This is a genomic window from Paradesulfitobacterium ferrireducens, assembly GCF_017310645.1.
In the GTDB taxonomy this organism is placed as follows: domain Bacteria; phylum Bacillota; class Desulfitobacteriia; order Desulfitobacteriales; family Desulfitobacteriaceae; genus Paradesulfitobacterium; species Paradesulfitobacterium ferrireducens.
Genome location: NZ_JAFLRH010000015.1, coordinates 120,007 through 132,888, shown reverse-complemented (window position 1 = coordinate 132,888; position 12,882 = coordinate 120,007). Strand labels below are relative to the sequence as shown.

General features: G+C 49.6%; 7 protein-coding genes. 5 read left to right on the top strand and 2 right to left on the bottom strand.

From position 1 onward, the window contains the following. The first annotated feature begins 192 nt into the window (after window positions 1-192). The 3 genes from J0X21_RS04925 (at window position 193) to J0X21_RS04915 (ending at window position 4,968) form a co-directional block, all read left to right on the top strand. Window positions 193-4,074 (top strand): cell wall-binding repeat-containing protein, encoded by a 3,882-nt coding sequence (locus tag J0X21_RS04925; protein WP_206811072.1) that lies wholly within the window; start codon window positions 193-195, stop codon window positions 4,072-4,074. A gap of 262 nt (window positions 4,075-4,336) precedes the next feature. Next, the gene (locus J0X21_RS04920; protein WP_206811071.1) at window positions 4,337-4,774 is read left to right on the top strand and encodes a PIN domain-containing protein; all 438 of its coding nucleotides are present in this window, start codon (window positions 4,337-4,339) and stop codon (window positions 4,772-4,774) included. A 2-nt stretch (window positions 4,775-4,776) separates the two neighbouring features. Next, complete coding sequence (locus J0X21_RS04915; protein ID WP_206811070.1) at window positions 4,777-4,968, top strand: hypothetical protein; 192 nt, start codon at window positions 4,777-4,779, stop codon at window positions 4,966-4,968. A 145-nt stretch (window positions 4,969-5,113) separates the two neighbouring features. Here J0X21_RS04915 and J0X21_RS04910 read toward each other — a convergent pair whose 3' ends face one another. Then, a complete protein-coding gene (locus J0X21_RS04910; protein WP_206811069.1) occupies window positions 5,114-5,740 on the bottom strand; it encodes a TetR/AcrR family transcriptional regulator in 627 nt (208 codons plus the stop codon). A gap of 182 nt (window positions 5,741-5,922) precedes the next feature. Here J0X21_RS04910 and J0X21_RS04905 point away from each other — a divergent pair, with 182 nt between their 5' ends. Beyond that, window positions 5,923-7,881: an efflux RND transporter periplasmic adaptor subunit gene (locus J0X21_RS04905; RefSeq protein WP_206811068.1), complete on the top strand. Its 1,959-nt coding sequence runs from the start codon at window positions 5,923-5,925 to the stop codon at window positions 7,879-7,881. A gap of 16 nt (window positions 7,882-7,897) precedes the next feature. Beyond that, window positions 7,898-11,038, top strand: coding sequence for an efflux RND transporter permease subunit (locus tag J0X21_RS04900; protein WP_206811067.1), 3,141 nt, complete (start codon window positions 7,898-7,900; stop codon window positions 11,036-11,038). Here J0X21_RS04900 and J0X21_RS04895 read toward each other — a convergent pair. Then, on the bottom strand, window positions 11,010-12,821 hold the full coding sequence (locus J0X21_RS04895; RefSeq protein WP_206811066.1) for a two-component system sensor histidine kinase NtrB: 1,812 nt from the start codon (window positions 12,819-12,821) through the stop codon (window positions 11,010-11,012). The genes J0X21_RS04900 and J0X21_RS04895 overlap by 29 nt on opposite strands. Window positions 12,822-12,882: the final 61 nt, after the last annotated feature.

Genomic DNA, 12,882 nt, shown 5'->3' with positions numbered 1-12,882 from the left:
GTGACCACTAACACTATAGAGCTAAAACGCAACCACTTTTCCCGAGATGAGTGGGGCGCAATGTTCTAAGGATTCAGCATCCCATAAAGGCGGTGATATTAGACATGTGATCGAGGGAAACAGGGTGCTCAGTGTTTACGAGAGACAGGATGTTCAGCGGTAAAAAGTGTTACTGAGAGGAGAAAAGATTACATGAACAAAAGAAAAAAGGTATTTGCTGCTTTGGCTTTGGCCGGTATGGTGCTATCGACCGCACCCATCCAGGTTTTTGCAACAACGACGGCAAGTGCCGGTAGTTCAAGGCTAGCCGGCCTGACGCGGATTGAGACGGCAATCGCCATTGCGGATGCGGGTTGGAGCAGTGCGGAAACGGCTGTAATTGCCCCTTCTGAAGATGAGCATTTAGTGGATGCCCTGGCAGCGGCTCCGCTCGCCGGTCAGGAAAATGCCCCCATTTTACTAACGGAAGGCAACAAACTAAACGGCCAAACTAAAATCGAGCTGGCGAAATTAAAAGTTAAAAAAACGTATGTCGTGGGTGCGATTGATCAAACAGTGGTTGCTGAACTGAATGGCAGCGGAATCACTGCCACTGCCATCAAAGGAAGCGACCGGGTGGATACGGCCACGCAAATCGCAGCCAAACTGACAAATCCGCAAGGTTCGTTTGTGGTTGGCTACGGCGCCCTGCCGGATGCCCTTTCGGTTGCATCTTACGCAGCGGCCAATCATTATTCCATCTTGATTGCCGATCCGGCGGGAAAATTGCCGCAGGCAGAAACGGCTTATGCCAAAGCTCCGGCCTACTTGCTCGGCGGACCGACCCTGGTTGCTGACGGAGCGGTTGCGGGTGCCGCGCGGATTGCCGGCCTTGACCGTTTTGAAACCAACGACAAAGTCATGGCCCAGTTTGCGGATAGCCTTCAATACGAGAAGGTTTACGTGGCCAACGGGGAAGATGCGCACCTGGTTGACTCGCTGGTAGCCTCATCCCTGGCCGGACAAACCAAATCCCCGATTTTGCTGGGTACAACTAAAGAAGTGAAAGCTGCCGCCAGAGTCGGTGAGAAGATGACGGCTGCCAGTCAGACGATCGCCCTCGGCGGGCCAAGTGTTGTTCCGGATTCGGTAAGGGACAGTGTCGCATATAAAGCACCGGAAGATTTGGCTGTCGAATCAGTCAGTGCGATCAATATATCGCAACTTGCTGTAACTTTCAATAAACCGGTTGACGTCGACAGTGCGGAGGATTATAACAACTATACCGTGGAAGATGACGGCGATGAGATCGATGTCGTCCATGACGTGGAGTTTGAAGGGGACGACGTCCTCGACGGCCCAGTGCTTCTGACAGACGGCAAGACGGTGATTATCACGGTCGCCCCGGCCTTTGATAACCCAACCACAGCTTCATTAACAATCGAAGGTGTCAAAGACCTCGATGGCAAGGAAATGCCTGAAACTGAGATCGGCGATATCTCAGTGTCTGACACTGCCATCCCAGAGGTAACTAATGTTGAGGTTTTGGGGTATGAGAGAATGAGGATCACCTTCTCTGAACCCATTACCATGGATCCGGACACTTCATCAGGATATGGTGACCCAATTGGGATGTTTGATCCGGATAACTATGTGATTGACGACGGTGATTATGTTGTCGCAGACGTCGTGCCGGTCGAAAACCTCCCCCAAGTGGAGCTTGAGCTCGGCACGGATCTCACGGACGGCAAGCACACTATTGAGTTCAATGAAGAAGGAACAATGGAAGACGGCGCCGGCTATAAATTGCAAAATGTTGTCAAAGATTTTGAGGTTGTGCCTGATACCAGCCCGATTACGGCGGAGGTGCTATCCGCTGACCAAACTGAAGTAGTAATCAAGTGGAATAAGCCGGTTAAAGTGGACGATATGGGCAACATTAATATTTACCATACCTCATCCAGCTATGAGGGAGAGTTTGATCTGGAGGAATGCGATCCGGAAGACTGGGAGAGTGAATGGACAATCGACTTTACCGAAGATCCGCTTCCTGACGGTAAGGTGACCATCTACATCGAACAATTGGACGAAGAGGATGACCCGATCACAGACTCTTGGGATGTCGAGCTCCACGATGAGATCATCAAACTCTCGGCCACTGTCGAGTTGGATGACGCCGGTCCGACAGTGGAAAGTGTAGAGACGGATGATGGCTCTGACTATACGGAGTTTACCGTGAGCTTCAGCGAGGAAGTCAATCATACCGTAGACGGTGACGACTCTTTCGAAGCGTCGGCGCTAAATGAAGATAACTACAAAGTGGAAAATGCAGACGGCGATGAGCTGGAGCTCTATGATTTTGAATATGATGAAGACACTGACGAGGTGATTTTCAAAGCCCAGGAAGAAGATGAGGATGGCATATGGGGTAAATTACTCGGTGGTGATTATACAATAACGATTGATAGTATCGAAGATACTTCTCCTTTGGAAAATGAAATGGCCGAGTATAGCACCACTGTCGAAGTCACCGATGAAACCTCGCCTGAAGTCGAGGATGTTTACTACTTCCAGAGTGATAAGACCATTGCCATTATCTTCAACGAAGAAATGGCGACCAGCGGTGACGGCTCAATTGCCGACCCGGACAACTATATGGTCAGCTTCAACGGCGGCAAAGGCTATGAAGGACTTGATGACAGCGATGATATTGAGGTCGGACGCGACAATACTTATGTTCTGATCGACCTCAGCGACGGAACACTTGACGGCGTGAGCAGCCCTGCCTGGGATCAACTTTATGTTTCTTTTGCAGGGGTTGAGGATCCTGCAGGCAACAAGGCTATTGCTTGGACCACTATCAATGGCGAAGATATCGCGGTCACCAGTGTCAAAGCTACTGAAGATGTCAACCCCGGTGTGACCGAAGTTGATGCGATTGCCACCGATGAAATCGAGGTGGAGTTTGATACCATTCTTGATGATGTTAATGCCGAGGGAGTATCTTTGGTCATTGAGGACGGCAGCAATGAGATAGATACCGGTATTACCTTCTCTGTCAAAGCGCATGAGATCGATGAAGATGACGATGTTTCCCTGGTCACATTCAATCTTTCGAAAGATCTCAACTATGACGGCACCTTTACCGGGACGGTCAACGGTGTAACATACAACGACCGGACCGTTTACCTGAAGATTGACGAAAACGAAACAGGGCTCGAATCAGTGTTGGGGACACCAGCCGCAACCGTTGGAGACAAGGCCAAGGAAGTGGTCCTGGATGACATCTCTCCCGAAATGGATACGGTGGAAGTGTCTGATGACGGTATGTACATCGTAGTCACCTTTACCGAGCCTATTACGGCCGTAGCCAAAAATGGTTTCAACGGCTTTAAGGTAACCGGTGACGGAATCTTCGACCACTCTTACCTGTATGACCCGGATCTGGACGGAGTAAGCAACAAAGTGTTGCTGGTGGCCGATGACGACGACCTCTTCTCCGGTGACAGCGTGGTCAGCTATGATGCCGACTTGGCAGGCATCCAGGATGACGACGGCAACTACGCCTTAAGCTTCAGCAATGAAGATGTCGATGACCTCACAACCGCGGGAGAGACTGAACTCGCTGCCCTGCTGGCTGTCGAAAAGGCCGAAAAGTCCAAGGCACAAGCGGATGTGGATGCGGCCCAAGACGCGGTAAATGATTTGCCGGCCGGTGCCACGAAGACGGCTTTGCAGGATCGAGTTGACGCCGTTCAGGATCAAATTAACGCGGCCAATGCGGCAGCGGTAGAGGCGGATAAGGCGGCATTAACCTTGTCTCCGGCCGATCCTGCAGCAGCTACTACCACGATTGCTCTCCCGGCTACAGGTGCCAGTGGCAGTACGATCACCTGGGCCAAAGCTGGAACCGGAGTTGCAGAAGGGGATGGTACGGTCACTACTTCAGTTACCACGACGACCCGACCGACCGGTTCGGATCCGAGCTTGACGGCAACCCTAACGGCGACGATTACCAAAGGTACTGCCACTGCGACCCAGACATTCACGGTTACTGTTCCGGCAACAGGTGATATTACCGTAACCAAAAATTAAAAAGTGACTGCAAGAAGCCCAAGGCCTCTGGAGAGCTCTCCAGAGGCCTTGATTACAGATAGAAAGTATAAGTTTTTGGGGTACCTGTCCACTTTTGGGGTACCCCTTATACTTGACATTTCAGAAAGCAGAACTTTTGAGGTAACAAAGGCAGTTGTCCGCAGGGTACATGGGTTCCAATTCCGGCGCTTCCCTTTCAAAAACCTTGTAAATACTACTGCTATTCCCATATAATATAGTTACAAAGTTTGTGGTTGATGGGGTGGTAAAGCTGAAGCTTTATTTGGATAACTGTTGCTTTAACAGACCGTTCGATGATCAGACACAGCTAACAATTTATTTGGAATCACAGGCGAAGCTGTTTATTCAACAGGGAATCTTAAGTGGAACTTTTCAGCTTGTATGGTCTTATATATTGGAGTTTGAAAATGAACAAAATCCTTATGACTTGCGAAAAGACATGATTCGTCAATGGAGAGCCATTTCGGTCGAGAATATAAATGAGTCAGAAAAGATACTTGCCTTTGCTGAAACGCTTGCCGACAGAGGAATAAAAGCAAAAGATGCGCTGCATATTTCCTGTGCGGTCGCGGCAAAGTGCGCTTATTTTCTTACCACTGACAAGAAGCTAATCAATACGCCAATTAAAGAAATAAAGGTGAGGAACCCTATTGAATTTGTCCGGGAAATGGAGGAATAGCTATGAAAAATGATGCCGTTATTAGGATAGAAGGAATGAATGCCCTTCTTGAACATCTTGGTAAGGTTGACGCAGAGCGTTTTATTTCTCTCATCATCAAAGAACCTTTCGACTATACGAAATGGCAGGAAAAACTTTTTGAGGATATAAACGTTCGCGAGTTAAGCAAAATTGCAATGGGCATCAAAGAGTGAAGATTACGGTAAGACTTAATTAAAATTTACCACAAGCCAATTGACAAGAAATAGGGCAGCACTTATACTGTTAGTTAGTGAGCACTAACATATAGTGCTGCTTCTCTCTTTCTTTTTATATAGGCAGGGAATCTGCTATTAGGAGCTAGTCGATTCCCGCCTCTTTTTTTAAGTCCACCACCTGCAGTTGATTAGGAGCTTCCACATTAAGATCAAGGAGTTGAGTGATCTGAGTTTCGATGTATTTTATGGTTTGATCGATGATTTGCTCATCATATTTCGGGGTAAAAGCAATGGTTAGAATGAGGCCCATAATTAGATTCACAATGATGTAAGAAGTTTGTTCATTGATGCCTAATTCCATGAGGAGCTCGCGCAATTGTTTCGAGGATTTGGCCAAGGGATTAAACTCATCATTAAAATCGGGTTGGTATTTTGATTCAATGATCACCAAACGGACTAAATCCCGTTCGCGCTTGGCAAATTCCGCCCGATTGTGCAAGAGGGATATGACGAAGGCCTTCGGCATTCCGTCCGTGGGCACACGGTCCTTGGGAAACCAGTCGAAGCTGGTAAGGGGTGATATCACTTCTTCAAAGAGGTGTTTTTTGGTTGGAAAGTAGCGAAAGAGGGTCATCTCGACAATCCCGGATTCCCGGGCAATCTGCGACGTTGAGGTCGCGGAAAATCCTTGGCGGATAAACAAAGATTTAGCGGTCTCCACAACATGCCGGATGCGTTCTTCCTTGCCCATTCGCTCTTCTTTCAGCACATAGATTCATCTCCTTAATTCACTATTTTCTCCGACATTATACCACATTAACCATTGGCAAGTAATTGCTGACATCACTACCGGAACGTGTTGTTAAACTTACTAAGGAAATGGCTGAATGGGAAATTGTAAACCAAATATGAATGTGCAATAACGCCGGATCAAAGGGGAGAAAAGCTTACATGAATACGAAAATAACCAACGACGAATCTAAGGAGATATCCCAAGAGATATCCAAGGAAAGATCTACGGAAAGATTTACGGAAAGTTATACGGAAAAACCCAGGGTAATAGCTAGGAGAACATCGAAGAAAAAAGCCGAAGGAATGTCGAAGAAAGCGATTGCGATGCTGGCTGTCAGTGCCCTTTCGTTAAACCTGCTGGCTGGATGCGGAACCAAAACGGTTACAGCACCCCCTGCCCCCGCGGCCGTGAAGGTTCAGACGGTGCAAATGGCCCCGATGCCATCAGGGGAAGTGTTTTTAGGTACGGTCACACCCTATGTGCAGACCATGATTGCCCCCTCAATTTCCGGAATCTTGTCTTCTGTTAACGTGCGGGTGGGGGATAAGGTTGAGGAGGGTGAGCTTTTGGCCACTGTTAATACCGATCTGTTGAGCGCTCAGCTTAACCAGGCTCTGGCGAGCCGGGAGTTAGCCCAGGTGCAGCAAGAGGCAACAAGCCAAAAGCTTGACAGTTCCATAAAACAAGCCGATGCCGGTGTAAACGCTGCGCAAATAAACTTAAACAATGCGACAGCGGGCGCGGAGTCGAGCATTGCGGTCGCCGAAAAAAGTCTGGAAGCCCTGCAAACTCAGCTGGATAATCAAGTGGCCGCCGCGGAGAAAGCGGTGGCGGCGGCCGAAGCCCAACTAGCGAATACCAGGGCTATGAAGGAAAATGCCGTCGATCAAGCCGAGAGAGCGGTTGCCTCCGCCGAGTCCAATTTGGAGGCAATCAGAGCCCAAAATCAGGCCGTGTTGGACGCGGATCAAAAAAACATAGACACTTTAAATGCTGCCCTGGAGAAAGCGGAGGCGCAGCTGGACGCGGCCCGGCAGGCAGGGGATGCCACTACGATTGCCAGCGTCCAGGAGGCCGTTAATCAATTGGAGATATCCTTGGCCAATGCGCAAGGCAAACTGGAGATAGACCGGGCCAATAGCGGACTCAAAGCTGCCGAGAACGCCTTAAACACTGCGGAAACCGCCTTGGACGCAGCCGAGAATTCGGAAGCCGTGGCCGCTGCCGAGAAACAGGTGAACCAGGCTGAGCAGGCGCTGGCTAATGCGAAGGCTGCCCGGGACTCCGAACTGGAAAAGGCCCGTGCAAGCCTGGAGGCAACGAAAACAGGTGCGGCTAATACGGTCAAGGGGGCGAGTGCGCAGCTGGCTCAGGCTCAGACGGTGTACGAAGATCTGCTTAGCGATAAGCAGCTTGAGGTGAGCGAGGCCCAGGTTAAGGCGGCGCAGGCCGGGGTGCAAACGCTCCAGGTCCAGATCGACAAGGGCCGCTTAACCTCCCCCATCCAAGGGTATGTGGTGGCGGTCAATGCCCAAGTGGGTCAGGCGGTCGGGCCTCAAGGAGGGTTTATCACGATCTCTTCCATGAATCCGCTGCTGGCGGCGGTGGAGGTTCCGGAATCCAGCATTGCCAAGATCAAACAGGGACTGAACATGACCGTTTTCATTCCTGCCACCGGTGAAACAGTGCCCGGCAAGGTGGCTGCGATCCATCCTGCGCCTGATATGAACAAGAAATATCTCATTGAGGTTGAACTTACGGGCAACAAGCAGGAACTCATTTCCGGAATGCGGGTTGAGGCCTATGCCGCCGCCGAAGGAGCCAAGGGGATTCTAATTCCCGGTGACAGCGTTGTCACTTTAAAAAGCGGTGCCTATTCCGTGTTTGTGGTTGAGGACGGGGTCGCTAGGAACCGGATTGTTAAAGTGGGCAGAATGACCGGATCAGTGTATGAGATCACGAGCGGTCTTGCGGAAGGGGAAGTGTTGGTGGTTCAGGGACAGAATCTTCTCTCGGACGGAGACAAAGTCCAGGCCGTCGGACAAGAGGAACAGACTTCCGGGGACGGGATCCAGCCGGATGCAGAAGAAGCAGAGCCGGTTGCAGAGAGCAAATGAAAGGCGGCAGGAGAAGTTGAAGATCGCTGATATTTCGATTAAGAGACCGGTTACCATCGTGATGATTATGCTCGCGGCCTTGCTTATAGGTACGCTCTCCATGCTCGGTCTGCCTCTGGATCTGTATCCGGAATTAAGCTGGCCCACGGCAACTGTGGTGACGATTTATCCGGGAGCCTCTCCGGAGTTGGTTGAACAGCAGGTGACAAACCCGATTGAAGAGGCGTTGCAGAGTCTGTCCGATGTCGAAGAAGTAAGCTCCGTCTCTATGCAGAATGTGAGCTCGATTACGGTGCAGTTTAAGTACGGGGTCGACCTGAACGCTAAAATCGAGACGATGCGCGGTAATATTAACGGCATTAAGAACAAGCTGCCTTCAGATGTAGAAGAACCGGTAATCAAGGAATTTAATCCCAGCGACTTGCCGATCATGACCGTGGCCCTTGCGGGCGACCGTTCGCTCGAGGAACTTTCAGATATCGCGGACAATACCGTGTATCCCGCGTTACAGCACGTGAGCGGGGTGGGGGAAGTCAATCAGATTGGGAACCTGGCGCGGGAAATCCAGGTGGAAGTGGATGCGAAAAAGCTAAACTACTATAACATAGGGATTCAGCAGGTGACCCAGGCGGTGGCGGCCCACAATACGGCTGTCGATGTCGGGGAATTAAACCGAAACACGCAATTAATTCCCCTCAATATCAGCGGTCAATTCAGCTCCCCCACGGAAGTGCTCGCGGTTCCCATTCAAGTGGGGCCGAAAACAATTACCGTCGGGGATGTGGCCAAGGTTGTCGATGGCTGGGCCGATGTCAAATTGATTTCCAAGCTTGATGGCAGCCCATCCGTGGGTTTTTCCATTAAGCAAGCCAGCGGGGGGAATACGGTCCGGGTTTCGGACGCGGTCCGGGAAACGGTAGCGCAGTTGGCCCAAGAGCTCCCGGAGGGGGTGCATCTTAAAGTTGTAAGCGATAATGCGGAGTCCATCCGGGAAACGGTGAAGGTGGTGAGCGAGCATACCCTCTTTGGCTTTTTCCTGGGCGTCCTCGTGATGCTGGGCATCTTGAGGAACTTCCGTACGACGCTGGTCATTGCGCTCGCGATTCCGATTTCGATCATGACAACCTTTATCCTGATGCGTTCCTATGATTTAACGATTAATACCATTACCTTGGGGAGCTTAGCCATTGCCTTAGGGTCATTGGTTGACTTCTCGGTGGTTGTGTTGGAAAGCATTTTCCGGGCCCGCCAGCGTGGTCTTAATGCCAAAGAGGCGGCCGGTGTCGGGAGCAAAGAAGTCGGAACCGCCGTCATGGTGGCTGCGCTGGCGCAAATTGTGGTGTTTGGCCCGGCCCTGTTTACGAGTGGGATTGCCGGTCAGATCTTCCGGCCGATGTCGCTGGTGGTGGTGTTTTCCCACATTGTGGCGGTGACTGTGGCCCTGACGCTGACTCCGATGCTTGCGTCCCGCCTTTTAACAGGCCCCAGCTTTGCTGAGGAAGAGAAAATTCCGGGAATTAATGCGCCCTTTCGGGCCTGGGCACCCTTTGACTGGTTCGGCAAGGGGATGCACCTACTGACGGAAGGGTACCGCAAGCTGCTGGCGTGGTCGCTTAATCGCCGCCTAATTATTATCGGGGTCTCCTTGTTGATGATCGTGGCGGTGATCCCGCTCTTCCCGCAAATTGGGAAAGAAATGATGCCCCCTGTGTATAATGATCAAGTGAATATTACGGTGACCTTGGCCGGGGGTACAAGCATTGAGCAAACTGCCAAAGCGACGGAAGAGATAGAGAACCGGATTCGCAAGAATATGCCTGAGGCAAGCTCAATTTATGCTCAGATCGGCGGCATTCTGGGAGCGGATTCCGGGACCACGGAAATCTCGAAAATCAGTGTCACCGTGGCTAAGGGCGAGGACGAAACGATGGCCGACGTCTCGGCTAAGTTTGAACAGTTTCTCCAGGACATTCCGGGCGCGAAGGTGATTGTCAAACCCGCCAGTGCCCTGCGCGGGCCGGAAACCGGGACGGTGGAGGTCGTGGTTACCGGATCGGATGCCAATACGCTGGAGCTTCTGAGCGATCAAGTTACCCAGATTATGAAAGGAATGCCTGAGCTCAAGTATATCGACAACCAATTGGCGAGCGGGATTCCTTCGTATAAGCTGCACCTTGATTACAAGGCCTTGGCCCAGTACGGCTTAAGCGAGCAGCAAGTGATCAGCGCCTTGTTTATGGGGAATAAGGGAGCGACAGCATCCACCTTTTATCAGGGGGATAATTCCTATGATATCGTGGTCAAGATGGCGGATGATTACGCCCAGGATGTGGCCAACCTGATGCAGACCAATGTCATGAACAGTTCGGGGCAGTTGATCCCGCTGGCGAATGTGGCCAGCTTAACCCTGGGGGAGCAGCCCACTATGGTCAGCCACTATAATGGCTTGCGGGCCGTCCACATTAAAGCCAATGTCTATCAAACTTCAGTCGGGGAGGCCCAAACCAAAATTCAGAGTGAAATAGATAAACTGCGGATTCCCAAAGGTTATACCATTGAATTCGGCAAGAGCCAAAAACTGCAGGAGGATGCGTTTAAGGCTTTGGGCACCGGCCTCTTGATTTCTGTTATTCTGGTTTACATGATTATGGCCGGGATGTTTGAATCCCTGCTGACGCCGTTTGTGATTATGTTTTCCCTGCCGCCGACGTTTGTGGGAGCGATTCTGGGTTTGTTTATAACCCATAAAACCATCAACATGAATTCCCTCATGGGGCTGATCATGCTCATCGGGCTGGTCACAAACGCCGCCATAGTGCTGGTTGATTATACGAACCAACTGCGCGAGGAAGGTCTGCCCCTTAAGGAAGCCTTGCTGCAGGCCGGGCCGGTGCGCCTGCGCCCGATTCTGCTGACGGTGTCGGCGACAGTGTTGGCGATGCTTCCGCTCCTGCTCTTCGGCGGAACCGGAACGGAAACCTTAGCCCCCATGGCGGCGGTCATCACTTTCGGTTTGACCCTGTCGACGCTGGTCACTCTGGTACTTGTTCCGGTGATGTATGTCAATATGGATCAGCTCATCAGCCGTTGGTCGAAAAAGAACAGGCATTGCAATACGAAGGGAGCCCCTAAGCCTCACCTGCATCATGTTCCTTAAAACTAATATAAAAAGTAGTTCCATTCGCATTCGATTCAAACTCAAACTCAGCCTTGTGCCTGCGCGCAATCCCAATAGAAATGGCAAGACCAAGGCCGGTGCCGGTTTCCTTAGTCGTGAAAAAGGGAGTGCCGATACGTCCCTGAATCTCGGGTGGAATGCCGGGGCCCTGGTCTTTGATGGCCAGAATGATTTTATTTCCTTTTTGATAAGTGCTGATAAAGACGCTTCCCTGTTCAGGGGTGGCTTCTAAACCATTGCGAACCAAATTGAGAATGAGTTGCTTGATTTCATTTTCATTAAGCATGATTTCCGGCAAAATGCCCAGGCTCAGGAACACCTGCTTGTTGCTGTTATAGGCATCCGCTTGCAGCAGAGGGTAGACTTTGTTGATAATCTCATTAATGTTGCGGGGCTTGATGTTGTCTAAGTTTTCTTTGGACAAAGAGAGAAAATCCGTGATGATCAGATTGGCCCGATCGATTTCGGAGATCATGAGTTCCATATATTCTTTTTCATGAGTATATTTAGGTTTAGTTTCAAGGAACTGCAAGAAGCCCCTGACAGTAGTCAGCGGGTTTCTTATTTCATGACTGATCCCGGCAGCCAGCTGGCCGATAAGGTTAAGCCTTTCCAAGTGGGCTAATTCCTCGCGCTTGCGCCGGACGTCCGTGATGTCCCTGAAGAATACGGTCAGTCCCTCTTTGAACGGGTACGCATGGTATTCGTAGTACTGCTCAGAGTTAGTGAAGCTTTCCGCTTCCCAGTGCATGGCTTCATACTTGGTCAATGCCTCTTCGATCTTAGTATAGGTGATCGAATGAATGATCTGGGGGAATACGTCGAATAGGCTTTTTCCCAAAACTACAAGTTTTGTGTCCGCCCGGGAAATCAGGTTCCCGGTTTCGCGGTTAATAAAAGTAAAGCGGTGGCTGCGATCCAAGGCGAAGAAACCGTCCGAGATTCCTTCAAGGATCTTGGTTATCTTAAGGCTGGAAGCCTCCAATTCGAGATTCATGTGTTTCAGTTCATCGGTGTAGTCGCTGATTTTATCCAGGACCGGCTGGAGTTCGGGCAGGCGGGTTAAAAACTGATCATGATCGTAGGAGTCGTCTGTTATTGATTTCGAGAAAGCGTCCAGATGCATTTCAATTTCCCGGATGTTTTTGCGAATAAATATAACGATCAGAACGGAAAGAGTCAAAGCAAGGACTAAAATAATGCTCATTTTTTGATAAGATTTGAAAAAGCTGATATTATATTCCGAATAAGCCCAGACATACCCCACTATTTTCTGTTGATCATATATTGGAAGATGGGAAGATATCAAACGCTTGGAGTTCCAGGAAAGTTTCTGAAACTCATTTTCTGATCCCAGGTTAGGCCGAATAAGCTCAAATGCACTATGCAAGGGGGTATCGTTCTCAATTAAAACATGATCCATTTCAAGGTCGTAATAACCGATAACGATGCTTTTATTCGGCGAAACAGACTTGGTGTCACGAAGCCAAGAGATAATTAATTCATCCAATTTTTCTTTTGAAAAGCTAGGATCCTGTTCATTTGAATTTATTTGGTTTACCTTAGACTGAATCTTCAGTTGAACTGAAGATATGACAGATAAAAGCTCGTAATTTGATCGAAATTCTTCTTTTTCCCAGTAATTTTTGCCGTATAAAAACAAAAGAATAATTATAAAAACAAAAATCGAAATCGTTATTTTAATAAGAGTTGATTGAATTATAGATTGTTCATTAATGTAATTCTTTAATCTATCGATCATTACGAGAGCCTCCAAAGACTTTTGTAATTTCTATGATAAAGTGTTAAAAGCTGGGTTATCC

Coding starts and splice junctions, on each gene's coding strand:
- J0X21_RS04925 (WP_206811072.1), top strand. CDS start 193: ATGAACAAAAGAAAAAAGGTATTTGCTGCTTTGGCTTTGGCCGGTATG.
- J0X21_RS04895 (WP_206811066.1), bottom strand. CDS start 12,821: ATGATCGATAGATTAAAGAATTACATTAATGAACAATCTATAATTCAA.
- J0X21_RS04905 (WP_206811068.1), top strand. CDS start 5,923: ATGAATACGAAAATAACCAACGACGAATCTAAGGAGATATCCCAAGAG.
- J0X21_RS04915 (WP_206811070.1), top strand. CDS start 4,777: ATGAAAAATGATGCCGTTATTAGGATAGAAGGAATGAATGCCCTTCTT.